This window comes from Sphingomonas daechungensis, assembly GCF_039543105.1.
Taxonomy (GTDB): domain Bacteria; phylum Pseudomonadota; class Alphaproteobacteria; order Sphingomonadales; family Sphingomonadaceae; genus Sphingomicrobium; species Sphingomicrobium daechungense.
On record NZ_BAABJC010000001.1, the window covers coordinates 2,495,090 to 2,519,394 of the forward strand.

A 24,305-nucleotide genomic window follows, 5' to 3' on the forward strand; every position below is an offset into this window, starting at 1 on the left:
GAGTGCGTTCCTCCCTGAACTGGGCCGTTCCGCAACTTCGGGACGGCCCTTTTTCTTTGGCTATTCGGCGGCTTCCGAGAAGCGTCGGTCGAGCAAATGCTGGCCAAGTCGAAGGGCGAGTTGCTCGAACAGGCGGGACACTTTTCCAAACCCGGGTCCGCGTCCGACGAGGTTCGGCCGCATGTAGCAACGGCGGTCGATCTCGATCTGGATCGCGTGAATCCCGCGTGCCGGTGCACCGTGGCGCTGGACGATGTGCCCGCCTGCGAAGGGCTGGTTCACGCCTGCCCGAAATCCGAGCGAGGTGACGATCTTCACCGCCTCCGTCGTCACCCATGGCGCCGCGCTTTGCCCGTAGCGGTCGCCGATCACGATGGCCGGCCCCTCTTCGGGCGGCGGCATGGAATGACAATCGAGCAACAGCGCGCAGCCGAACGTATCCAGCAGGCGCCTCAAAGCGTCCTCGATCGCCTTGTGATAGGGGCGGTGCGCCTGGGCCAGGCGCTCCTCAAGCTCGTGACGCGGGATGGCCTGTCGCCAAAGCGGGCCATGCGATGCTGTGCGGCCGGGGACGATACCCAGCCCGCCGCGCGCCCGCGGGCTCAGCGAAGCGATCGGCCCCGAGCGAATAACGGTCGGGTCGATCTCGTCTTCGGCCCGATTGCAATCCACGGCCGCTCGCGGCGCGCGCGCGATTACGGCGCCGAAGCCCTTGTCGACAGTGGTTTCGACGAGGTCGTCGACCAACGGGTCTTCGAGCGCGTACAGCGCCGATGCTCCGCCCTTGCATAGGGCGATCAGCCACTCGGGGTAGTCCCGGCCGGCGTGCGGAACGGACAGCAGCACCGGGAATTCGGCGGTGGATGGAAAAATGGCCGGAGGGGCAAGAGACATTAGGGGCAGGTGGTCCTGTTCATGGCCATCACCCCATGAGTGTCGCGTTTCGGGGCAATTGCAACCTATGACGCTGGAAAAAATTAAGCGTTCCGAGCATAAGGGCACATATGGCGAAAATTCTTCTGGCCGAAGACGACAGCTCCATGCGCGAGTATCTGCAGCGCGCTTTGCAGCGTGTCGGCTATGAAGTCTCTGCGGTTGGGTGCGGAACGGAGGCCATGCCTCTTCTGGAAACCGACCGTTTCGACCTGCTTCTGACCGACATCGTCATGCCTGAGATGGACGGGATCGAGCTCGCCCAGAAGGCTTCTTCAATCGATCCCGAGATCCGCGTGATGTTCATCACCGGTTTTGCCGCGGTGGCGCTTCAGGGCGGCCGGACGACTCCGGGAGCGAAACTCCTGTCGAAGCCGTTTCACCTGAAGGATCTGGTCGCTGAAGTAGACCGAATCTTCCAGACCGAAGATCAACACGGCCGCCTCTAGGCGGCTTTCGCCTCATTCAGCGTGATCCAGGTCGCGGTCGCAGCCGCGATCAAATCGCCATTCGCATCGTGCAGGGCGCTTCCGACGCGATGCTTGCGACCTTCGGCGGAGATGGGCCACCCAGTGACGATCAGTGGCTCGCCGATTTGTGCCTGCCGGTGAATGGTCGCCGACATGCGTCCGAGCAAGGCAAGGCCGGCGGTGCTTTCGACGGCAAAGTATCCCGGGCAGTCCAAAGCGGCCCACAGGAACTCGGGCAGGACGAAACCGTCCGCGTCGCCGACGCTCGCATCAGGCGTCCATGTCGCAGCGACGCGATCGGCTCCGTCATGCAATGAACCCGGAAAGATCCGCATCCCGTCGCCACGTTCCCGTTCTGGCCCGCAGACGAAGCAGCCTGGAAAGATGTGGTGCACATGTCCGGTGAAGCGAGGTTCGGCGTCCTGCGCTTCCGCGAGTGTGGGTGGAGGCGGGACCTCCACCTCAACAGGATCTCGTGAAGCGGTGACGACGATGGTCCCGTCGTCGAACAATGTCGCGCCGTCGGCATCGGTCGAGAGGGTGAGGTTGCGCCCGATCGGGGGCGGTGACTTCAAGGTGACGGTGCAGTTCGAGCCCCCGAGGGCAGCGGCGACCAGGCCGGCCGCATAGCCACCATTGCCGGACTCTGGCGGCCCGCGAAACCGTCGTTCGATGCGGAGTGTGGACATCGGTAGAGTGTCCCATCTCCGCCCTTGGCACGCAACCGCCGAAGAGCCGCCACAAAGGGTTGCGCCACCCGCCGCCGCTCTCTACATGCGCCTCCCGAGTGGGCGTGTAGCTCAGTGGTAGAGCACTGTGTTGACATCGCAGGGGTCGCAAGTTCAATCCTTGCCACGCCCACCATTTTTCTCTCGTGATCTCAGGTGCTTAGTCAAAAGCGCTAACTCTGCCTGCAGGGTTCGGCTGGTGCAGTTGCACCAAAGATGAGGATGCCGGCCATTGGAGTGCGGGGTCGGGCGGAGATGTGGATTTGGATCGCATAACGGAAGAGTTCATTCGCACCTTCGAGAGGGTCAAGGCGGAGGTCAATCGCCGCGCAGGTGATGCGGCGTCAGTCGAATTTAAGATCGACAGAGCCGCGAGCCATGACGGCTTAGTGCGGAGGAACCGCACTCTCCTTTTCTACGTGAAAGATGTTCGGAACGCTCTCCAGCACCCCCAACACAGGTCGGAGGGGGGCGCTGTTCAAGTGACAGAGTCGTTCCTCGCTGAAGTGCAGGCGTTACTCCGTCACCTGCAGAATCCCCCCGTGGCGAGCCGAGTAGGCGTCTCGCGAAATGAGATTGTCGTCGCCAAGCTGACCGATAAGCTCGGTGATCTAGCAGAGGCGATGAGGCAGGGCGGGTTTAGCCACTTACCCATACTCGATGAGCGCGATGCGGTGGTTGGAGTGTTCAACGAGTCAGCGGTCTTCGACCATTTGTGGGCAGATACGGAGACAATCATCGCTCGTGACATGACGGTCAGCGAGATTTTGCGGCATTGCCGGCTCGACGCAGGTCACACCGAGGCATTTAGGTTCGTAAGGCCGACAACTCTGCTAGACGACCTCACGGACATGTTCGTTGCTTTGGAGACCCCAACGACCCGCGTGGGGGCCATTTTCGTCACTGCGTCTGGAAAGAGCACCGAAGCGCTGCAGCGGATGATTACGCCTTGGGACGTCCTAGCGAGTTCTTCGACTTAGCGGTCGCCGATGTTTCGCCGTAGACACATGCATACATACCATAACACACAAACGTGTATCTTGACACTATAACGTGTCAAACTATGTTCTCTGAACGGTTCAGGGAGCTAGTCGATGATTCAAAACAATATCCGAGCACTGCGCTTGAAGAGGGGTATGACCCAGCGCCAATTGGCGGAGCTTGCAGGCACAAGCCAGCAACAGATCCAGCGGATTGAGTCTGGGTTCCAAGCAGCCAAGGTCGACCTTGCTCGCAAGCTCGCGCACGCGCTCCAAGCTCCGATACGCGAGTTGTTCCCGGCTTCGCAGACGGTCCAGGTGCCTGAGGAAGTCGCACCGCTCGATAAAAGAGCCATCGCGTTGGCCAAAGCGGGTATCGACATAGATCCTCGTCACTACCGGCTGGATGTCAGAATGCGCGGCGGCTTCGCACGCGACTTCAACATCAGCCTAAAGGATCGGGCGCGACTCCAATCCGTGCTTAAAAACCGATTGGATTACTATTTCGTGGTCTTTGACACGCCCACTGAGAGGGTGGCCCTCAATCTCAGAGAAATGTCTTTTTGCCAGTTCTTATACGATGTCGGCGCCCCTGTGAGTGAAGGGGTTGAGAGCGCGGAAGATGAAGAGCCGTTGAAGGTGTGGCTCACGGACTCGACCGAACCGCTAACTTTCGACGTCGAGCCGGATCAGGTGGATGACGAAGACGATGATCAAGCGGGCGAGGCGGATAATCTCTCAGACATATTCCACTATCTCGAGATGTATGACGGCGCGGACGATGATTCCTTCCTAAGTCAGGTATCCTTTGTCGATGCAGACGGCGAGGAGGTGTTGATACTAAACTCGCACATCGCGCTGTGCACCGTCCCGCTCGAGTATGTTTCGGCGGCATTCCGCCGATCGAAGTGGGAAGGCGAGGACGAGGACGAACAATTGCCCGAAGACGTATTGCTTCAAAGCTGAGTGAAGTGCGGCGGCGTCAAAACTCCAGCGCTGCCGCGGCATCCTTCATGAATGAAGGCGAGTAGCGCGCATAGGTTCGCTCCGTGACACGCGTCGAGGTGTGTCCCAAGAACTGTGAGATTTTCTGCATGGGCACGTCGGCCTGAGCCATCCAAACACCGGCGGTGTGGCGGAAGACATGAGGTGAGCAAGGAATGCCCGAACGCTTCGCCGCCATTCTGACGGCCTTCTTGATGCTCTTTACGCGCTCCCCGCTCCACTCGATCACAAAAGCAGTCAAAGCACCGCGTGCAGCGTCCTCAAGAGCAGCAAGGGCCCGTTGGTTGAGAGGCACCACCGGACGTCTTTTGTTAGTTTGCTCATGCTCCGGGGAATTGAAGTTTACAGTCCGGTGTTTGAAGTCCACCTGATCCCACCGGAGCTCCAGAATTGCGCTCATGCGGGCGCCGGTCGTCATCGCTAGGATGATGAACAGTCGCACATGCGCGGTTTGGACGTTGCTCAGCAGCATATCGAACTCTTCTCGCGTCAGGTATCGATCGCGAGGAGGGCTCCCAGTCGGAAGCCATACTCGATTGTGACCCCGACCGTAGCGAAGGTTTAGACAAGCCCGCAAATATTCGAGTTCCGTTCTCACGGTTCCTGGTGCTGCACCAAAACGCCGCCGCAACTTTGCATAGGCGCGGCAATCGTCCTTGCTGATGTCGGTGCCAAGGAAGTGACCAAATACTGGCTGAAGGTGCTTCCAAGCGTTCTCCTGCCGGGTCACATCCTTCCGATCCTTGCGGCGGTCGGCAAGATAGTGCTTCCAAAGGTCGTCGAGACGCTCGGAAGCTGGAGCGTGAAGCTTCTCCCAGATCTGCCGTGCGACTACTCGGGCGAGACCAGGGTCAGACGTGCCAGTCGAGATCCGACGGCGAGCCTTTCCCGTTCCGATAGCAACGGCGAGCTTGCCTCGGTGTGGAACGAGTTCATATTCTTCACTGGACGCAAGTGGGCGCATTCGTATCTCTCAACTTCTAGGGCGGGGATGCGGAAGAGCTTGCCAAGCGGAAAGGCAGCAAGCTCGCCACGGTGGATCATTTGGCGCACTTTCTCGGCGCTGCAGCTCCACCGCTCCGAGAGGGTCTCAGGCGTGTAGGGCCGTGTGGCTCTGACTGATTGGACTGCGTGGCAGCCGCTCTCATCGCTGGCTTCCGCGAGGCTTATCCTGCTGGTCAGAGACATGCTGCCCTCAATTCCGTTGCTTCGAGGTCGCTTATTCGACCGTATATTTGCGGCTGCATGAGGATCGCGACGTGCTCGGGCGTCAAACGGAGCATCGAACGCCGGCTAGCAGCGCATCGTAGTTTTTGTGCCAGCTCAACCGCCGGCGCTTTGGTTATCGTTGTCATATGCGTGCTATATGACACGCATGTGTTCTTGTAAATAGATTATTGATAGGATCGTTGCATGGTCGATGAGCATCCCTACGCGAACACCCGTGCGGCGCAGCTACTTGCGAGCGCGCTGCGGCGGAAGGCGGATACGGAGCGCATGAGTGTGCGCGCGATAGGCAAGGAGCTGGGCTACAAGCAGGCCGTTGTCCTCAGTCACATGGCCAACGGCCGGGTTCCGATCCCTGTTGATCGCGCAACCGACATTGCTCGGGCTGTAGGTTTACCAGAGAGAGAGTTCCTCCTCGCTGTGCTTCACCAACGTCATGACGAAGTCGATTGGAGTCTGATTACGTCATCATCTGACGAGTTCGTGGACGAGCTCGAGGCGATCGCCGGCCGGCCTTTGTCGACGCTCCCTGCCGAGCACCGCCAGGTGATGAGAGAGATTGTCGCCGAGAGTAGGCCGGAGCGGCGCTGGCTCTCACTTGCGGAGGTGCCCGTCATGGAGCTGATTCGTGCAGCAGTCCCATATGCCCGCTCCGACGGGATGCCGCGCCGGCTCATGGAAAGGTTCGCTACAGCGTTACGATCGGCATAATGCGTGTTGAACAACACGCACACGTAGGCTATGATGTAGCCTCATATGATCGCAACATCATCATCCCCAATGTCTCGAACCTCCCGGCGCCTAGGACTCGTCGAGTGGATCATGACGACGGCGACGCACGCGATTGATCTCGCACCCAATCGGCATGACGACATCAATGACCGAGCGCTTACCGAGATGTTCCGTCGCACCACCTTCCGCTGGGATAGCTACATGCTCGGATGCAGGCATGTGCACCTGCGCAATTCACATGATCGACTCAAAGTCATTGCGTTGCCGGAGAAGCTTTCGACCAATCCTCACCTCCACTGCTTCGCCGACCTTTCCGAGGCTCAATGGGGTGACCAGCTCAGACAGCTGCCATGGGAATGGAAGCTGGAACAGATCTGGCAAGAGGTAACCGAGGGGTCTGGCACAATCCACATTACGGCCGACTTCGATCGGGGCGCTGCAGTCTATCGCACGAAGGAGGCGCTGCGCCACGACCACGATTATCTGCACTCGTGGGACTTCCATCGAGATGACAAGCTCAAGGAACGCCGATGCGCACCTCGCCATCAACGGAGAGCTGCCGTCCGAAGGTGTCGGACGCACCAATAGCCAATCGGCATCGAGGCGTCCCTGATCGTCGCGCGGACGCGGAGCCTAGGCACGAGTGGATCTTGTCATCACAAGATGCTCGCGACGAGCTCCCGATCGGCAGGTCGGACGCTACGCGCTCAGCGCCGTGGTGATCCAGAGGTATGGCTTTCAGAAGCTCATAGGGACCACTCAAGAATAACAGGCAAGCCGGAGCGCAGCGTAGGCGACGCCTGGTAGCGGCCGCAGGGCGCTACCAGCAGCGACGTAAGCCAATACGAAGCCACCCGCTTCCATGAGAGCGTAACGGTAACTCTGACCTCATCGTCAACAACGTCATGAGGTTATCGAAGTGAGGCTCTTCTACTGTTCTACGGATGCGGGGTGCTGCCGCTATCTATTTGCCGAGGACTCGGACGAGGCCCTAGAGCTCTATTCAGTCTGTATCGTCCTTGAGAGCGTCAGGCCCTCAAAGGTCTGGGTTCTGGAGCTGACCCCCAATACTGTCGCCCGTCCTTGCCAGGAACACCTTCGCGAAGCCCTGTCTTGGGAACAGCAAGGCTTCGGAACGTATCAACACGGTGAAGGCTGGCGAATCTCGCGGGTGCAAGCCGAGTTCGATCGGCTGTCCACTCTTAAGCATCCCGGAGATGTGTCATGATCCGCATATCCGAGATGCGGGACCTCGGAACAGTCGAGGCGTTCGTCCTGGCGGCTGATGTCGATCGAGCCTCGGAGATCTTTGAGCATTATCTCTGGGTGGTTGGGGGCGACCCAGACACCATCATGTTACGCGAATTGGAACTTCAGCAGCTCAACGAGCCTGCCAACGACGCCGTCTATGAAGCTCTTGAGTTCGGGTGCGAAGGATTGGTCCTACGCGACCCTGACGGAGAGTGGGGCTTTGTTTCGGCTGAGGGCCCCTCTGGATAGCTTTGGCCTCGCGCCAAATTAGCGGCTGGTTCTTACGGAACTGCTCGAGCGCTTGTGAATGTTTGGCAGTGCATAGTCCACCATCCAATCAAGAAAGCATCAAGAGTAGTTTGTGCCCTACAGAGTCCTGGCGGTTTTGTGCCATTTCTGATGAAATTCACCGACGCTGGCACCTGACGGGAAACATTACTTTCATGCATTTGGCCTTCGGCCATGCTATACTGACGCATGCCGCTACAACGACCGAATCGGATTAGTAAAGAGCAGTGGGATACCGCCGCCGCCTCCTATGAATTAGGTGAACGCCACGCCGTGCAGATCGCGCGAGATCTCGGGGTTTCGCCACCTACCGTTTCGCGAGAGTTTGCCAGGCGCGGATGTGTGAAGGCATCCAGGATCGCCGAGACAATTGGCGCGATTGAGACGCGGCTCGATGCCGAGGCTATCCAGCGGGAACGAGCTAAAGCTGAGGCTGCGGCAAGACAGAGGGAAGTGATCTCACGGTTCGTCGACCAAATCTTCGAGGCGATGGACGCGGCCCGCAACGCGGGACGGTCACTCGGCGAATGCCCCGACATTCAAAGGATCAGTCAGGAACTTGAGTTCGGGCTTCGGTAGCGGTGTTTCTTCCCGCTAGCGATACCAGGTGTTCTCCGGCTACTGTCGCTTTGCTCGGGTTGAAGCGTAGCGGGGGAGCAGGGTTGCCCACATTGGACTTGATGCCGCGCGGCGAGGGTGTGCGCGCGGCTGAGCATCTGCCTAATCGGCCACTTGAGAATCGGGTCAAATTTGAGGGCCGTTCCTTCTCGGCTGCACTCGAGCTGGTGGGAAAGCTGCCGTGAATGTCTTCGATCTCGATGAGAAGCTGGTCGCGCGCTATCAAGACTTCACGCGCTCATTCACATCGATCCGAGCACAGGATCTGAAGGCCAAGATCGACCGGATCTACGCGAGCAACGCCTTCTGGCCTGAGCCCTTGATCGGCTTGAATCCGAATTTTCGACCGGCCCAAGAGACGCTGGAAGCGCTCGCCGCCAACGGTTTCATTGATGCCGGTCTGCCGCAGGTTTTTGCCGCGGGCCAGCCTCGCAAGCCCATTCGTTTGCACCGGCACCAGGAGCAGGCGCTCTCGAAGGCGCAGCAAGGTAAGAACTACATCGTCACGACGGGCACTGGATCGGGTAAGTCGCTGTGCTTTTTCGTGCCCATCATCGACCGCATCCTAAAAGCACGGCGGGCAGGTGAGCCTCAACGCACACGTGCTGTCATTATTTATCCCATGAACGCGCTGGCGAACTCCCAGCGAGAAGAACTAGAAAAGTTCATCGGCGGGTGCGGTTTGCCCGACGAGTTGCGGCCTACATTCCGACGTTACACCGGGCAGGAACAGGACAGCGAGCGCCGGGCAGCGGCGGCCGAAAAGCCAGACATTATCCTCACAAATTTTATGATGCTTGAACTGCTGATGACGCGGCAGGACCATCTCGACCGCGCCGTCATCGAGAACATGCGTGGCCTAGAGTTTCTCGTGCTCGACGAGCTGCATACCTACCGCGGCCGGCAAGGCGCTGACGTAGCGATGCTCGTTCGGCGAGTTCGCGAGCGCGTGGGATCGCCTGAGATGCTGTGTGTCGGCACGTCGGCGACGATGGCGTCCGGCGACGAGGATGCCGGACGCCTTGCGGTCGCGGAAGTAGGCACCCGCTTGTTCGGGAGCGCAGTCCTACCCGACGATGTCATTACCGAGACGCTCCAGCGTCGCACCATCAAGCCAACGAATGAAGCAGAATACCTTCACGCGCTGCGCCGGGCCATAGTGGAGCCATCTCAAAATACGGGCCCCGCCGACTTTGAAACCGATCCGTTGGCGATTTGGGTTGAGGAGCAGGTAGGACTCCATCTGGGCGAAACAGTTAGGCGTAGGCCACCAATGACCTTGACCCAGGCCGCGCGAGACCTGGGGGCACATTCCGGCCTGGACGAGAAGACATGCCGCGAAGCGCTCATGCGGCAACTCGTGATCATGAGTGACAACAGGAACGCGCCGGATCCCGCGTTCATGGCGTTCAAGCTGCACCGCTTCATTGCGGGCGCCGGCCATGCACACTCTACACTCGAGGCAGTTGATAAGCGGACTGTCTCGCTTGCCGGCGAGAAGTTTGATCGTGATACACCGGATGCACGACTCTATCCTGTTTTCTTCTGCCGCGAGTGCGGTCAGGAGGTGCACAGTGTGTCGATTGACAGCGAGGGGCAGGTTCTTCCTCGCTCAATCGACGCAACTCCGCGAGACGAACCTGACCTGGACGGCAATTGGACGGGCTTCCTCGTGCCGGACGCAGCAGGCGATCTCGCCTTCGCCGGCAACGTCGAGGACTATCCCGATGCTTGGCTTGAAGAGGGTAGTTCAGGTCCTCGTCTGAGGAATAGCCATCGTGGAAAGCACGAGGGCCGCCTGATGCATCTCGCACGGGACGGTCGCGAAAAGGGCGAGGGCATCGGGCTCCGCTCATGGTTCTTCCCTGGCAAGTTCCGTTTCTGCCCGCAGTGTCGCTACGAACCAGCCCCCCAGGCCCGAGACATCAACAAGCTCGCGGGGCTTTCGTCCGAGGGCCGAAGCTCTGCCACGACGATGATTACGACCGCGGCGCTCGACTGGATGGATCGTGCCCGCGCGCCTGAGGACGAACACCGTCGAAAACTGCTGGGGTTCACTGATAATCGGCAGGATGCGGCCCTCCAGGCTGGGCACTTCAACGACTTCATTTTCGTCACACTCCTACGGGGCGCAATGCTGCGCGCGGTGGAAGAAGCCGGCGTGGACGGGCTCAGTCACGAAGAGTTCGGTAACGCCCTGCGTAAGGCTCTTGGCTTCGAACCGGAGAACGAACGGCGCCGGGCCGAGTGGATGCAGGATACCGGCCGACGCGATTTTGCGGCACTCGATGACGCCAAACGCACGTTGAACCGGGTATTGGCGCATCGGCTATGGACCGACCTGCGACGCGGGTGGCGTTACACCAATCCCAACCTCGACCAACTTGGGCTCATCTGTGTCGCTTATCCTGCGACCGCATCACTTGCGGCTGACGAGGATGCTTGCGCTGGAGCGGGGTTACAGGGTGATCTTAGCGATACAGAGCGCAGGGGCTTCGCCTTACTTTCCGAATTGACGATCGACGTTAGGAAAAAGGTATTCACGCGCCTGTTTGACGCGATGCGACAGGGACTTGCTGTTGCCGTCGACGCCCTGGACGCCACGGATCTCGACCAAGTCGCCGAACGCTCGCGGCACTTACTCAAAGATCCTTGGGCTATCGGCAAGGAAGAGCGAGAGAGCCTCTCGCGAGCAGGCACCCTAGTCATAGGAAGCGCGCGCCAGAAGGGGGAACGAGACGTTATCCGGGCGACCGGCCGGAGTGTGCTGGGTCGCGACATCGGCAAGCTGGCGGGCAGCCTATCGGTCACAGACCGCGAGGCGTTGATAGCGGCGATGCTGCTCGCGGCAGAGAGCCACTACATCGCTCGTAAATTTTCGACGCGGGATCTTACCGGATGGCGCCTCGCACCGGATGCTGTGAGGCTTCACAAGGGAACGGGTGATACGAAACGGGGACAGGAGAACGCCTTCTTCTCCCAGCTTTATTCGGATGTCGCGATGCGGCTTGCCGATCCTGGTGCGCTGCCGTTCGGCTTTGAGGCGCGCGAGCACACAGCGCAGGTCAAAAGCGAGGTCCGGGAATGGCGCGAGAATCGCTTCCGTTACGGCCCCACCGACGTCGCGCAGATCGCCAAGGAGGTTGGCGAAATGCGCAACGAGGGGGAACCGCAGGACTTCCTGCCAGTGCTTTTCTGCTCCCCTACAATGGAACTCGGTGTCGACATCTCGCAATTGAACTTCGTCTACTTGCGCAATGCTCCACCTACGCCGGCGAACTACGTCCAGCGGGCCGGTCGTGCGGGGCGCAGCGGCCAGGCAGCCCTCGTGGTGACCTATTGCGCCGCTCAGAGCCCCCACGACCAATACTACTTCGAACGTCGCAGTGACCTAGTTGCCGGTGTCGTTCGTCCGCCGGCGATCGACTTGGCCAACCCAGACCTTCTCACGGCGCACGTTCAGGCAGAATGGCTGGCTGCGTGCGTCAAGCCGCTCGAAGCCGCCATTCCCGCCAATCTTGAACTGATCGAAGGGTTACCCTTGTCGCCCGAACTTGCCGCCGCGGCTTCTGAGGCGAGTGCCGACGAGACTGCGTGCAGGCGTGCGATTGCGGTGGTTCGAGCAGCAGTCGATGACCTTGCTCTGGCTGCAGAAGGTCTCGGCACGGTCGAGATGTTCGTGGAACGCCTCTGGCTCGAAGCTGCAGGCGCATTCAACGAAGCGTTCGACAGGTGGAGGAAGCTTCGCGAATCGACCCAGGAAGAGCTCGAGGCGGCTCAGGAGATTGTCCGACGGATGGGTCTCTCCCAAGAGCAGCGGGCTGAGGCAGGAGCGCGCCAGCATCGGGCGAACAAGCAGCTGGAACTGCTAGACAGCGGTCGCGCCAGCAGCGGGTCCGATTTTTACTCATACCGCTACCTGGCCACGGAGGGATTCCTGCCCGGCTACAACTTCCCACGATTGCCGCTCTATGCGTTCGTAGATGCCGAAAAAGGCTCGACTGTCCTACAACGGCCGCGCTTCCTCGCGATCGCGGAGTTCGGACCGAACAGCCTCGTTTATCACGAGGGGAAGGCCTACCGCTGCAACCGTGCCAAACTCCCCGCCGGCACGCGCGACCAGGAAGGGAATCTCGCTACCCGGACGTTGACGTGCTGCACCGAATGCGGCGCGGGCCACGATGGCGAGACGCAGGAACGCTGCGCCGTGTGCGCTTCGCCGCTGACGAGCGAGGGGCGCCTCTCGAAGCTTTACCGCATCGAGAACGTCGAGGCCGTTCCCGGCGCACGGATCACTGCGAATGACGAGGATCGGCAACGGCGCGGTTTCGATGTGCGCACCATCTTCACTTGGCCCGATGGCGGACAGAAGGAGCTAGTTCTGGGGGATGGCGAAGGCGCCATCGTTACGCTCCGCTATGGGCCGCAGACTGTGCTGGCCCGCGCTAATCTCGGGCTGCGGCGTCGAAAGGCGCAAGAGATTACCGGCTTTGACATCGATACCCTGACCGGCCGCTGGCTGAAGAACGAGGCGGCAGGCGAGGAGGAAGGCGCCGATCCGAAAAGCGCCCGCCGCCAGTCCATCGTGCCGATGGTCGAGGATACCAAGAACGCACTATTGGTGCAGTTCAGCCCCTCTCTTGGCTTCGGTCCTGTGCAGATGGCGACCCTGCAGCACGCCTTCGTTCGCGCCATTGAGACGGTCCATGTGCTGGAAACCGGGGAACTGCTTGGCGAGCCGTTGCCTACTCGGGACAATCGCAAGGCGATCCTGCTTTACGAGGCATCGGAGGGCGGCGCGGGCGTGCTCAAGCGGCTGATGACGGGCTCGGACAGCTGGCGCACGTTGGCGTCGACGGCGCTTGATCTCCTTCACCTCGAACGCGACGATGATGGCGCACTGCACGACAGCGACAATGCCTGCGTGGAAGGTTGCTACCGCTGCCTACTGTCCTACTACAACCAGCCCGACCATGAGCTGATTGAGCGGAGCGACGGCCAGGTTCAATCGCTTCTAGATCGTCTGACGCGGTGCGAGGTGATGCGCGGCGAAGCGCAACCGCGGGGTGGCGAGGGCTGGGTGGAGGCGCTGGAGAAGTGGGGCGCTCCGGCTCCCACCACTGAATCCATCGCAGGGTGCACCTATCCACTGTGCTGGCCGGATCTGATGGTCATGGCGACAGTCGGGTCAGCGCCAGTCGGCTTAGCGCAGAGGTGCGAGGACATGGGGCGGGTTCTCGTTCAATTGCCCGAAAGGCCGGGAGAATCGATTCCTGCCGAACTCGCACTGGCGCTTGGAGTGAATGCATGATCCTCGCGCAATTGCAGAGCGGCGATCTCGTCAAAGCGCGCGGCCGGGACTGGATCGTGCTCGACAAGCAGGAGCGCGACGGGCTGTTGCGGGTGCGGCCGCTCTCAGGGTCGGAAGAGGACGCCATCACCATCGCGCCCTTGCTCGAGCGCCAGCCGATCGTCAGCACGGCATTCGCTCCGCCAACGGCGGAGAGCCTCGACACGCAGGAGGCTGCCCGCCTGCTCGCTGATGCGTTGCGCCTCTCGCTCCGGCGCGGCGCGGGGCCATTCCGCTCCGCCGCGCACTTGGGCGTGGAGCCGCGTGCCTATCAGCTCGTGCCGCTGCTCATGGCTTTGCGCCTCGATACGAAGCGGCTGCTGATCGCGGACGATGTCGGCATCGGCAAGACGATCGAGGCCGGCATGATCGTGCGGGAGATGATAGACCGCGGCGAGGTCGATCGCTTCACCGTGCTGTGCCCCCCGCACTTGGTTGACCAGTGGGTCAGGGAGCTGGCGGAAAAGTTCGACATCGATGCCGTCGCGGTCACGTCCTCGCGCGCCCGTGGGCTGGAGCGCGGCCTTGCCCTCTCAGAGAGCATATTTTCCGCCTACCCCTATACGGTCGTCAGCCTGGACTACATAAAGGCCGACACCCGCCGCGACAGCTTCGCTGACGTCTGTCCCGGCATGGTCATCGTCGACGAGGCGCACACCTGCGTGGGCGGAAACGAGTGCGGAACACAACAACGGTTCGCGCTGCTGCAGCGGCTCGCTGACGACGAGAGCCGGCACATGCTGCTGCTGACCGCAACACCCCACAGTGGGAACCAGGACGCCTACGCGCGCCTGCTGAGCCTGCTGCACGTAGACCTGACGAGCGAACCCGATACGCCGGATGCGAACGCTCTGGAGCGCTATCGCCGCCGCCTTGCTCAGCACTTCGTCCAGCGCCGCCGGCCCGACATCATGGACAACTGGGGCGCCGAGCGTGCTTTCGCCAAGCCGATGAAGCTCCCGGCCTCAGCAGCTTCCTACGTTCTCTCCGGCGAGTCTCAAACGTTCCAAGAAGACGTGCTCGATTACTGCGTCGGCGTTGCCACCCGCTCGGACGGGGAACGTGCGAGGCGGCTCGCGTTCTGGGGCACGCTGGCACTGATGCGCTGCGTCGGCTCCTCGCCTGCGGCGGCGATCAGCGCGCTCAGAAATAGGCTTGTTGGCATGGCGGACGAGGCCGCGCTCGAAACGGCCATCCTAGACGAGGACGACGGTCAGCTCATCGAAAGCGATGTCGAGCCGGCGACGGCACCGAAAGCAGAGGAAACCGCGGCGCTGCAAAGGCTGATCGATCAGGCCGAAGCGCTGGCCGCGCGCCCCCTGGATGATCCCAAACTGCGCAAGCTCGTGCAGCACCTCAAGGACCTCGATGCTAAGGGCGCCAGGCCGGTGGTTTTCTGTCGCTTTATCTCGACCGCGGAGGCCGTAGGCGAAGCACTTCGACAGCAATTCAAGAAGCATACAATAGAGATCGTCACCGGCCGACTAACGCCCGACGAACGCCGCGTGCGGGTAGAAGCTCTGGCCGACTATCCGCACCGTATCCTCGTTGCCACCGATTGTCTTTCGGAAGGCATCAACCTGCAGGCGCTGTTCAACGCCGTGGTCCACTACGACCTTAACTGGAATCCCACCCGTCACCAGCAGCGAGAAGGGCGCGTCGACCGCTTCGGCCAGCCTGAGCGCGAGGTCTGGTCGGTAATGATGTTCGGCGAGAACTCGATGATCGACGGTGCCGTGCTCGACGTTATCACCAAGAAAGCCGAGCGAATTGCGAGGGAGACGGGCGTCACCGTGCCGATCCCCGAGGATTCCGCCAGCGTTACGAACGCGTTGATGCAAGCGATGCTGCTCCGCTCTAGCGCCCCCCGCGCGCAAGGCACATTCGACTTCGGCAATGCGGAGGCGCAGCTCGATGCCGAATGGCGCGATGCGGAGGCAAACGCCAAGAAGAGCCGCACGCGCTACGCGCAGACCGCGCTGCAGCCGCAAGAAGTCCTGCCGGAATGGCACAAGATGCGCGACCTCCTCGGTGGCCCGGAGCAAGTGGAGCGCTTCACCCGTCGAGCTCTGGCCCGCATCGACGTGCCGATGGGCGACGTTGAGGGTAAGGCAGGCAGCGCATGGCGTGTGCATTATGACCAGCTGCCCCAGCAATTGCAGGAACGGCTCGCGGCGCGCGGTCTGACCGGCACGCGGCTGGTATCATTTCACGATGACCCCTTGCCGGACACGACCCACGTTGGCCGCACGCATCCGCTTGTGTCGATGCTGGCCGAAAGCGTTAGCGAGGGTGCGCTCGATCCTGACGGGGTGACCGGCGCCAAGCCTATGGGGCGAGCTGGTGCGTGGCGCTCCACAGCAGTCAACAAGCTGACCACGGTGCTTCTGCTGCGGCTGCGATTTACTCTCACGACAAGTGGGCGAAAGACACTGCTGGCGGAGGAAGCGAGCGCCGTCGCCTTCGAGCGCGGAGAGACCATCCCACTTGCTACTGGTCCCGAGGCACTGGCTTTGATCGAACAGGCTGCCGCGGGCGACGTCGCTACGCCGGTTATCGCCAGGCAGGTCAATGAAGCACTCAACCGTTTACCGGGATGCCAAGATGCGATCTCCTCCTACGCGCATGAACGCGCCGCGAAACTCGGCGAGGACCATGATAGGGTGAAGTCTGCTACCCGCGGCGAGGGTGCGACGACGGAGGTCGCGCCAGTCCTGCCGGCCGATGTCATTGGCCTCTACGTGCTCGTTCCAGAGGCGAACTGATGGTCCGCATCGGTTCGCGCACGGGCGCCCTAGCGCTTGAAGCCGTCGTAGTAGAAGGCGGCCTGATTGCTCCTGAGCAGATCGTCAAAATTGCTGCCGCTGAGATGGGCCCGAAAGGAGCTGCAGATTACGCCTGTCCCAAGGGCACTACGCTGCGCGACGAGATCGCGCGCTATTACAGCATCGGCCATGCGCTCTGGTCCGAATTCGACCGGATCGAAAGCCCCACAGTAACTCAAACCGCCGCGTTTGCCCGCGACCTTCTGATCCAATGCTTCGGGTTCACAGATCTGACGGGCCCGCACGAACACCACGAGGGAAGCCGGCGGTTTCGCATTGCATGGGAAGCGAAGGGTGGGCGCGTGCCAGTCGTGGTCGCGGCTCCTGTTCCCGGCGCAGACGCTTTCGCTAAATCGCAGCCCGAGTTTGGAGACGGTGAAGGCGGACGCGCTCGCCGCAGCCCCACCGTGCTCCTCCAAGACTGGCTGAACGCCAAGCCGGAATTCTACTGGGGTCTCGTTTTCGCCGGCGATCGCGTGCGGCTGATGCGCGACAACGCAAGCCTCACCCGGCCCGCATGGATCGAGGCGGATCTCGCAGCAATGTTCCGAGACGAGATGTTTGCGGACTTCACTACTTGGTGGTTGCTTACGCACGCCACGCGGTTCGGAGCCGAGGGCGCTGCGGCCTCAGACTGCGCGCTCGAACAGTGGCGCGAGGAAGGGCTGAAACAGGGCACCGCCGCTCGCGAACGCCTGCGGGAGGGAGTCGAGGAAGCCCTTCGCCAACTTGGCCAAGGTTTGGTCGAAGCCAATCCTGACATTCGCCGACGCATTGTCGAGAACGAGCTCTCGCTGACGGCTCTGTTCGAGGAGTTGCTGCGCACCGTGTATCGGCTGATCTTCTTGGCGGTGGCTGAGGATCGGGACCTGCTGCATCCACGTAACGTGTCGCAACGAGTGCGCGCGCTCTATGCGGGGAACTACTCGTTCACCTTCTGGCGTGAGCGATCGCGCCGCCGGGTCGCGCGCGATCATCACCACGACGCTTGGGAAGGCATGAAAATTGCGCTCGCCGCCTTGGAGCACGGGGAGGCGGCGCTCGGCCTCCCCGCACTCGGTGGGCTGTTCGCGCGTGGCGCTACGCCGACTCTGAACGAGGCGCGCATCTCCAATCGCCATTTCCTCGAGGCGCTGTTCAACCTCGGCTTCATCCGTGTTGACGGCGGCCTGCATCGCATCAACTGGCGCGACATGAAGACAGAGGAGCTGGGTAGCGTTTACGAAAGCCTGCTCGAGATTCGGCCCAGCCTCGCTCCAAACGGCGAGTTCGTGCTCGGCACCGGCAAGGGCAACGCGCGCAAGATCAGCGGCAGCTACTACACACCCGATAGCCTCGTGGAGACACTGCTCGGTTCAGCGCTCGATCCGGTGCTGGAGAAGGCCGAGGCGAACGCCGAGACGAGCCAGGACAGAGCCGCCGCCGTCCTCGACCTGCGTGTGATCGACCCGGCTTGCGGCTCCGGCCACTTTCTACTCGGTGCCGCGCGTCGGATGGCGGACCGGGTGGCGCTGTGGCGCAATCCCGATGCCGGCAAGGAGGAGAAGCAGGCCGCGCTGCGCGATGTGGTCAGCCGTTGCATCCACGGCACCGACCGTAATCCGATGGCGGTCGAGCTGGCGAAGGTCGCGCTGTGGATCGAGAGCGTCAGCCCCGGCCAGCCGCTCGGCTTTCTCGACGCCAACATCCGCTGTGGCGACGCGCTGCTGGGGGTGTTCGATCTCGGCGCGCTTGAAGAAGGCATCCCAGACGAAGCCTACAAGCCGCTCAGCGGAGACAGCAAGGAAGCGGCCAAATATTATGGCAAGCTCAATAAGGACGCGAAGAAGGGCCAGGGCGCCTTCGATTTTCACAGCGGCGGCGGAGCCATGCCACCCAAGAAACTGGCGGCTAACCTTGCCATCATCAAGCGCATGCCCGAGGACACCGTCGGGCAAGTCGAGGAGAAAAAGCGCCGATTCGAGGCGTGGCGGCACGATCCGGCGCGCTACGCCACCAAGGTTGCCTGCGATCTCTACATCGCTGCGTTCCTGCTACCCAAGACCGAGGTGCCCGATGTGCGCGGGCGTGATATGGTGCCGACTACGGCGGACGTGCGTCGCAAGCTGGCCGGTGGGACCAATTATGGGCCGATGGAAGCCGCCGCGATCGATGCCGCCGAAGCTGCTCGGCCGCTGCATTGGCCGTTGGCATTCCCTGACATCGTGATCGAGCGCGGCGGGTTCGATCTCGTGCTCGGTAATCCGCCGTGGGAAGTCGTCCAGCTAGGCGAGCAGGAATATTTCGAAAGCCGCGTGCCCGAGATCGCGGAGATGAAGGGCGCGGCGCGGAAGGCGGCGATTGCCGCGCTCGAAACCGAGCACCCGGAGATTTTCGATGAGTTTGCCCGCGACAAGCGCACGTTCGATGCGATGAATGAGTTCGCGCGTGCTAGTGGTCGTTTCGACCTGACCGCGCGCGGCAAGGTGAACACTTACGGATTGTTCGCCGAACACTTCCTCAATCTGACCCGCGAAGGCGGACGAGCGGGCTTGATCGTGCCCACCGGCATCGCCACCGACGCCACCACAGCTCCATTCTTCGGCCATTTGGTAGACTGTCAGCGTCTTGTTTCTCTTCATTCTTTTGAGAACGAGGAGTTTATTTTCCCGAGTGTCCATCATTCTACTCGGTTTGCGTTGCTCACGCTGGGGTCCAATACTGAAGGCGCAGAATTTGCTTTCTTTCTTCGGCAGGTTGAGGGACTGGAGGACGCTCGCCGCCGTTTCCTGCTCGCCCCCAGCGAGATTGCCGCGATCAATCCAAATACCAGGACCGCTCCGGTTTTCCGCGCTCGGAACGACGCTGAGCTGACTGCGCGCATCTACAACCGTGTGCCGGTGCTGATCCATGAGGGCACAGGGCCGGAAGCCAACCCGTGGGGCGTGGAGTTCCGTCAAGGACTCTTCAACATGACCAGCGACAGCGGCCTGTTCCGAACCGCCGAGCAATTGGAACATGACAATTGGATTCGCGATGGCACCGACTGGATCAAGATCAATCACGCCGATCCACGCGCCCCGCTAACTGTGGAGATGGATACCTCCGATGAGGACGAGCGCGAGCGTTACGTTCCGCTCTACGAAGCAAAGATGATCCACCAGTTCGATCATCGCTGGGCGACCTTCGAAGGCTCCGAGAGCAGGGACGTTACGCAGGCCGAGAAGGAAGACGATGAGTTTGACCCAAGCCCTCGTTATTGGGTGCCCAAAAGAGAGGTTGACGATCGACTGCAATCGAAGGGTTGGAAGCGTGATTGGCTTCTAGGCTGGCGTGATGTCACGAGCGCTCACGTGTTGCGAACAACAATTGCCGCCGCGTTACCGAGGGCGGGCGTGGGGCACACGATGCCGTTATTCCTTTTTGATGTTGAGCCGAGCCAATGTGCGGCGCTTCAAGCCAATCTGTCCTCAATGCCCCTCGATTTCGTGGCTCGGCAGAAGGTTGGGGGTAACCACCTCACCTACGGCTATTTGAACCAATTTCCCATTCTTCCGCCGTCCGCCTACAGCGAATCCGACCTCGCCTTTATCGTCACCCGCGTGCTGGAACTGACCTACACCAGCCACAGCATGGCCCCCTTCGCCCGCGACCTCGGCCGTGAGGGCCCGCCGTTCTCCTGGGATGAACCACGCCGCGCGCAGCTTCGCGCCGAGCTCGACGCCTGGTATGGCCTCGCCTACGGCCTCACCCGCGAAGAGCTGCGCTACGTGCTCGATCCGAAGGACGTAATGGGCGCCGACTACCCCAGCGAAACTTTCCGCGTCCTCCAGAACAATGAAAAGCGCCAGTTCGGCGAATACCGCACGCGCCGGCTGGTGCTTGCCGCCTACGACAACCTGATTGCCGAGGGCATGCGCCCACGGACGGATGGGTATCGTTAAGCGGCGGTGACATCATCAAGCGCGAATGGGCACTGAGGGACAAGACAGGGAGGCAACGTGCAGATCAGCACAATTCTCGATTACATCGACAATGGCCACATGGCATTGCCCGAGTTCCAGCGCGGCTACGTCTGGGGCCGCGACCAGGTGCGCGGACTGTTCGGGTCGCTCTACCGCAGGCACCCGGTCGGCGGGCTCCTGGTTTGGGCCACTCAATCCGAGGAGGCGATCCACCGTGGCGACCAGGAGCTCGCGCCCGGCGTCGTAAAGCTGTTGCTCGACGGGCAGCAGCGCATGACATCGCTGTATGGCGTCATCCGGGGCGCTGCGCCGAAATTCTTCGACGGCAACGAGCAGGCGTTCACAGGCTTGCATTTCCACATCGCCAACGAGGAGTTCCAGTTCTACCAGCCGATCGCGATGCGCGACGATCCACTCTGGATCGATGTTAGCCAGCTTTTCGCGCACGGGAACGAGGGGCTCGGCAAACTAGTCGCGGAAATCGCTACGCGGCCGGAGCACGCCGCGTTGGTAGGCGAGTATGCCGGCCGGCTTAACCGCCTGCTCGGCATCCGCGACATCGGGTTGCATATCGAGGAGATCACCGGCCCTGACATGACGCTCGACGTCGTGGTGGACATCTTCAACAAGGTGAATAGCGGCGGGACCAAGCTGTCCAAGGGCGACCTCGCGCTCGCCAAGATCTGCGCAAGCTGGCCCGATGCTCGCGCTCGGATGAAACTGCTGCTCGACGGCTGGAAGGCCCATCGCTACGACTTTTCGCTCGACTGGCTGCTGCGCTCGGTGAACACCGTCCTCACGGGCGAGGCGAAGTTCCTCTATCTGCATGACAAGCCGGCAGCCGAGGTTAGCGATGCGCTGAAGCGCGCGGGCAAGCACATTGATACCAGCCTCAACTACATCGCTGGGCGGCTGGGGCTAGACCATGACCGGGTCCTGTTCGGCCGCGGAGCGATCTCCGTGATGAGCCGCTACCTCGACATCCGGGGCGGCCAGCTCGACGCGGTGGAGCGCGACAAACTGCTGTTCTGGTATACCCAGGCCGCGATGTGGGGCCGGTTCTCGGGGTCGGTCGAAAGCTTCATCGACGTGGACCTCGAGGCGCTGGAAGGACCGGAAGGCGGGCTCGACAAGTTGATCGAGGTGCTGCGGCTGTGGCGCGGCGGCCTTCGCGTGGAGCCGTCGCATTTCGACTCTTGGAGCGTGGGCGCGCGCTTCTATCCCATCCTCTATATGCTGACACGGGTGCGTGGCGCGCGCGATTGGGGATCCGGACTTGAGCTCAAGGCGGAGCTTCTCGGCAAATTGAGCGGCCTGGAGGTGCATCACATCTTCCCAAAGGCGCAACTCTACAAGGCGAACGTGGGGCGCGCGAAGGTCAACGCCCTCGCCAATTTCTGCTTCCTAACCAAGGGCACGAACTTGAAGATCTCGGACACCCGTCCGGAGGTCTATTTCCCGGAGATCGAGAAGCGTCATCCGGGTGCGTTAGCCTCGCAATGGGTGCCGATGGATCCCGAGCTGTGGCGGATCGAGAACTTCGATCGGTTCCTCGACGCGCGCCGGAACTTGCTCGCTGACGAGGCAAACCGAGTTTTCAAAGAGTTGCTGAATGGTGACGAGCGCTGGTTGGCGGCGATGGACCCCGCGTTGGCGAGTGTGCCCGCTTCAGCGGCCGGGAACGTGCTCGGCGGCGTTTCGAGCGTCGAGGAAGAAGAAGCACTGATTGAGCTGAATGATTGGCTGGAGGGACAGGGACTGTCGCGCGGTCAGGTGTCGTTCGAGCTCGTCGATCCCGACACCGGCGAGCAGCTCGCTTTGCTTGATCTAGCGTGGCCCGATGGGGTCCAGGCGGAGCTGACCGAGCGAGTTGCGCTCCTGCTGGATGAGAGTGCCGAACTGCTCGCCCTGGCGAACGCTGCAAACTACCGCTGCTTCGTGTCCGTCGAGACTTTCAAGGACTATGTGCGTCGCGAAATCTTGAGTGCGAGCGGGGGAGCGATCGGCGTCGACGAGCAGCTCGAAGCGGCCGAGTGAGCGGCGACCTCGACGTCGTCATGGAAACCAACCTCCGCGCCCAAGACCCACCATTTGCTCTGCGTTCGGAACTTATCGAAGCGGCCGCGAATCACGGCTATCGCCGTCAAAAGGGGCTCGCAAACGGCTGGCTGTTCTTCGCCAGCGAGGAGAACGTGCCGGGTGAAATTGCATTGGCGGTGAGTGCCGACGGCTCTGCCTGGTTCCTTGCTGTCGAGCATCCTGGTGTGGCCGAGCGATTGGATGCCGCTTCAGCCGCGCCGCCACCGGGGCGGTTCCGCGGGGCCTTCGGATTCGTCGATCAGATTGAGATGCGCCGCGCGCTTTCTCGCGCTTGGCAGCTGGCTTCAAGCCTGCCCACCCTGCCGCTTGCGGAATACGAAGTGGAAGTGCGCGGGCTCGGCGACACCGAGGCCGAGCGGTTGGTCAAACAGCGCAAGGGTCAAGACATCTTCCGCCGTGCGCTGCTGCTTTATTGGGATGCCCAGTGTGCGGTCACCGGTATCGCCCAGCTAGAACTGCTGCGCGCGAGCCATATCGTGCCTTGGGCACTATGCCGCCATGATGCCGAACGACTTGATGCCGAGAATGGCTTGCTGCTCGCTGCACATTGGGACGCAGCTTTCGACAAGGGTTTGGTGAGCTTCACCAATGAAGGGCGCGCGATTTACAAGCCCAACCTTCATTCAACAGTGCTTGAGCTGCTGCAGCCAGAGACAGCCAGACTGCGTCTGGTAACGCCGAAGCATAAAGAGCAGCTTTCATGGCACCGCCGACATTTTGGTTTTGGCGACGGTTGAGCCACGTCTGAGGCGAGCATCACCTCGTGCACGAATGTAACAACCTTAGCAGGGGCGCCAAGGACGGGAATCGAGCTAATCCAAGCGATCCCGCTCCGCATCGCTTAGCGCTTGCGTCAAGGAGAAGTCCTAGGATTATTCGCGATGCTTGACCCTAGTGCTGCCTATCAGCCGAGGTCCGTATCGATCTGCCATCCACCGCGGCATGTTGATAACAAGCGTAGTCCGGAGGTGGGTATGACAACGAGAAGTTTCAGTGATGCGGCGTTGAATGCTGTCACTGGCGAAGCGCGCAAGAGCATGGAAGCGTTTGCGCAGGCGCTCGTCCAGGCTGAGGGGTTATTGCGCGAATACCACGCAACGACACAGGCCCAGTTCAAAAGCTCCCATCCTGACGAGATGATCGCCATTCGCGAGAACAGCCGTCTCATCTTCACGCTCAGCTGGACCAAGGCGGTCCTGTTCTCGCGGGCAATCATCGATCAGGTTAACGCCGGCAATCTCCTAGCGGCATTCCAATCCTTGCGAGCGTATGCAGAACTCGTCGCAACGGTGAGGTTCACCGCAAAGGAGATGATGCCCCTCATTCAAGATGCCGCTGAGACGGGATCAATCTCGGTGGAGAACGCCAGAACCTTATCGTCCAAGCTAAACACTCTTCTCCACGGTGGGCGGTTCAATTGGCCGCTCTACTTCGAAGAGGGAGCGAAGGCGGTGCTCGATAGGAAGCGCGCCAAAACGACGAAAGAAGAGCGACGTAAGTTCGAGACGAACTCTCTGCGCGTGGGAACGTGTTTTGAAAAGTGGGCAGAAGAGGAGCCGGCAGTTGAGTTCATCTACGACTACCTGTGCGATCTCGTTCATCCCAACAAAGGGAGCAACTTGATCTTGCTCGTTGAACGAGGCGGGAATGTTGTGTTCGACACAAGCCCATCGAGCCAGATGGGTTGGGTGATCTTTGGAAGGATCTTCCCTTTCGCCGCTTCTATGTGTTTGAGGGCTATGGGTGAGTTCCAACCCATCTTCGCGCTTCTCGGCGCGGAAGATGAAGCTCGCTCAGTCCATTGAGTGTGATCGGAGCCTCCTCCCTGTCGTCCCCGCCCGCTCATTGTTGCGA

16 protein-coding genes, 1 tRNA gene and 1 pseudogene are annotated in these 24,305 nt (G+C 61.2%); 14 read left to right on the top strand and 4 right to left on the bottom strand.

The features are described from left to right. Positions 1-60 precede the first annotated feature (60 nt). Positions 61-894, bottom strand: coding sequence for an N-formylglutamate amidohydrolase (locus tag ABD928_RS13020; RefSeq protein WP_187714910.1), 834 nt, complete (start codon positions 892-894; stop codon positions 61-63). 110 nt (positions 895-1,004) lie between these two features. Between ABD928_RS13020 and cpdR the strand changes: the two genes are divergently transcribed. After that, positions 1,005-1,382 carry a cell cycle two-component system response regulator CpdR gene (cpdR, locus tag ABD928_RS13025; protein ID WP_187714909.1) on the top strand — a complete coding sequence of 126 codons (378 nt, stop codon included), beginning with the start codon at positions 1,005-1,007 and terminating at the stop codon, positions 1,380-1,382. Here cpdR and ABD928_RS13030 read toward each other — a convergent pair. After that, positions 1,379-2,092 (bottom strand): PaaI family thioesterase, encoded by a 714-nt coding sequence (locus tag ABD928_RS13030; protein WP_345169451.1) that lies wholly within the window; start codon positions 2,090-2,092, stop codon positions 1,379-1,381. The two genes, cpdR and ABD928_RS13030, sit on opposite strands and share 4 nt — an antisense overlap. Before the next feature lie 100 nt (positions 2,093-2,192). Here ABD928_RS13030 and ABD928_RS13035 point away from each other — a divergent pair. The 3 genes from ABD928_RS13035 to ABD928_RS13045 all read left to right on the top strand — a co-directional run bounded on the left by ABD928_RS13035 (position 2,193) and on the right by ABD928_RS13045 (position 4,077). Then, positions 2,193-2,267 (top strand) — tRNA-Val (locus ABD928_RS13035). 346 nt (positions 2,268-2,613) lie between these two features. Beyond that, on the top strand, positions 2,614-3,111 hold the full coding sequence (locus ABD928_RS13040) for a CBS domain-containing protein (RefSeq protein WP_345169454.1): 498 nt from the start codon (positions 2,614-2,616) through the stop codon (positions 3,109-3,111). Positions 3,112-3,225: 114 nt separating this feature from the next. Further along, positions 3,226-4,077, top strand: coding sequence for a helix-turn-helix transcriptional regulator (locus tag ABD928_RS13045; RefSeq protein ID WP_345169457.1), 852 nt, complete (start codon positions 3,226-3,228; stop codon positions 4,075-4,077). Positions 4,078-4,093: 16 nt separating this feature from the next. On the opposite strand, the gene ABD928_RS13050 is transcribed toward ABD928_RS13045, so the two are convergent. Next, on the bottom strand, positions 4,094-5,080 hold the full coding sequence (locus tag ABD928_RS13050; protein WP_345169461.1) for a tyrosine-type recombinase/integrase: 987 nt from the start codon (positions 5,078-5,080) through the stop codon (positions 4,094-4,096). 14 nt (positions 5,081-5,094) lie between these two features. Then, positions 5,095-5,304: pseudogene (locus tag ABD928_RS15440) on the bottom strand (excisionase family DNA-binding protein); the annotation flags it as partial. A 225-nt stretch (positions 5,305-5,529) separates the two neighbouring features. Here ABD928_RS15440 and ABD928_RS13055 point away from each other — a divergent pair. The 10 genes from ABD928_RS13055 (at position 5,530) to ABD928_RS13100 (ending at position 24,256) form a co-directional block, all read left to right on the top strand. After that, positions 5,530-6,054: a hypothetical protein gene (locus ABD928_RS13055; protein WP_187714904.1), complete on the top strand. Its 525-nt coding sequence runs from the start codon at positions 5,530-5,532 to the stop codon at positions 6,052-6,054. A 69-nt stretch (positions 6,055-6,123) separates the two neighbouring features. Beyond that, positions 6,124-6,663, top strand: coding sequence for a hypothetical protein (locus ABD928_RS13060; protein ID WP_345169464.1), 540 nt, complete (start codon positions 6,124-6,126; stop codon positions 6,661-6,663). 636 nt (positions 6,664-7,299) lie between these two features. Beyond that, a complete protein-coding gene (locus tag ABD928_RS13065) occupies positions 7,300-7,575 on the top strand; it encodes a DNA ligase-like domain-containing protein (RefSeq protein WP_187714902.1) in 276 nt (91 codons plus the stop codon). A gap of 228 nt (positions 7,576-7,803) precedes the next feature. Further along, positions 7,804-8,193, top strand: coding sequence for a hypothetical protein (locus ABD928_RS13070; protein WP_345169467.1), 390 nt, complete (start codon positions 7,804-7,806; stop codon positions 8,191-8,193). A gap of 220 nt (positions 8,194-8,413) precedes the next feature. Next, entirely contained in the window at positions 8,414-13,543 is a 5,130-nt protein-coding gene (locus ABD928_RS13075) for a DEAD/DEAH box helicase (protein WP_345169470.1), read from the top strand. Then, a complete protein-coding gene (locus ABD928_RS13080; RefSeq protein WP_345169473.1) occupies positions 13,540-16,347 on the top strand; it encodes a DEAD/DEAH box helicase in 2,808 nt (935 codons plus the stop codon). Before ABD928_RS13075 ends, ABD928_RS13080 begins: the two co-directional genes overlap by 4 nt. Continuing rightward, positions 16,347-20,330 (top strand): Eco57I restriction-modification methylase domain-containing protein, encoded by a 3,984-nt coding sequence (locus ABD928_RS13085; protein ID WP_345169477.1) that lies wholly within the window; start codon positions 16,347-16,349, stop codon positions 20,328-20,330. Before ABD928_RS13080 ends, ABD928_RS13085 begins: the two co-directional genes overlap by 1 nt. Before the next feature lie 57 nt (positions 20,331-20,387). Next, entirely contained in the window at positions 20,388-22,388 is a 2,001-nt protein-coding gene (locus tag ABD928_RS13090; protein WP_345169480.1) for a GmrSD restriction endonuclease domain-containing protein, read from the top strand. Further along, on the top strand, positions 22,385-23,188 hold the full coding sequence (locus ABD928_RS13095) for an HNH endonuclease (protein WP_345169483.1): 804 nt from the start codon (positions 22,385-22,387) through the stop codon (positions 23,186-23,188). The genes ABD928_RS13090 and ABD928_RS13095 overlap by 4 nt, the downstream gene beginning before the upstream one ends. 237 nt (positions 23,189-23,425) lie before the next feature. Next, complete coding sequence (locus tag ABD928_RS13100) at positions 23,426-24,256, top strand: hypothetical protein (protein ID WP_223276390.1); 831 nt, start codon at positions 23,426-23,428, stop codon at positions 24,254-24,256. Positions 24,257-24,305 lie beyond the last annotated feature (49 nt).

Coding starts and splice junctions, on each gene's coding strand:
- ABD928_RS13020 (WP_187714910.1), bottom strand. CDS start 894: ATGTCTCTTGCCCCTCCGGCCATTTTTCCATCCACCGCCGAATTCCCG.
- cpdR (WP_187714909.1), top strand. CDS start 1,005: ATGGCGAAAATTCTTCTGGCCGAAGACGACAGCTCCATGCGCGAGTAT.
- ABD928_RS13030 (WP_345169451.1), bottom strand. CDS start 2,092: ATGTCCACACTCCGCATCGAACGACGGTTTCGCGGGCCGCCAGAGTCC.
- ABD928_RS13045 (WP_345169457.1), top strand. CDS start 3,226: ATGATTCAAAACAATATCCGAGCACTGCGCTTGAAGAGGGGTATGACC.
- ABD928_RS13050 (WP_345169461.1), bottom strand. CDS start 5,080: ATGCGCCCACTTGCGTCCAGTGAAGAATATGAACTCGTTCCACACCGA.
- ABD928_RS13055 (WP_187714904.1), top strand. CDS start 5,530: ATGGTCGATGAGCATCCCTACGCGAACACCCGTGCGGCGCAGCTACTT.
- ABD928_RS13060 (WP_345169464.1), top strand. CDS start 6,124: ATGTCTCGAACCTCCCGGCGCCTAGGACTCGTCGAGTGGATCATGACG.
- ABD928_RS13065 (WP_187714902.1), top strand. CDS start 7,300: ATGATCCGCATATCCGAGATGCGGGACCTCGGAACAGTCGAGGCGTTC.
- ABD928_RS13070 (WP_345169467.1), top strand. CDS start 7,804: ATGCCGCTACAACGACCGAATCGGATTAGTAAAGAGCAGTGGGATACC.
- ABD928_RS13080 (WP_345169473.1), top strand. CDS start 13,540: ATGATCCTCGCGCAATTGCAGAGCGGCGATCTCGTCAAAGCGCGCGGC.
- ABD928_RS13085 (WP_345169477.1), top strand. CDS start 16,347: ATGGTCCGCATCGGTTCGCGCACGGGCGCCCTAGCGCTTGAAGCCGTC.
- ABD928_RS13100 (WP_223276390.1), top strand. CDS start 23,426: ATGACAACGAGAAGTTTCAGTGATGCGGCGTTGAATGCTGTCACTGGC.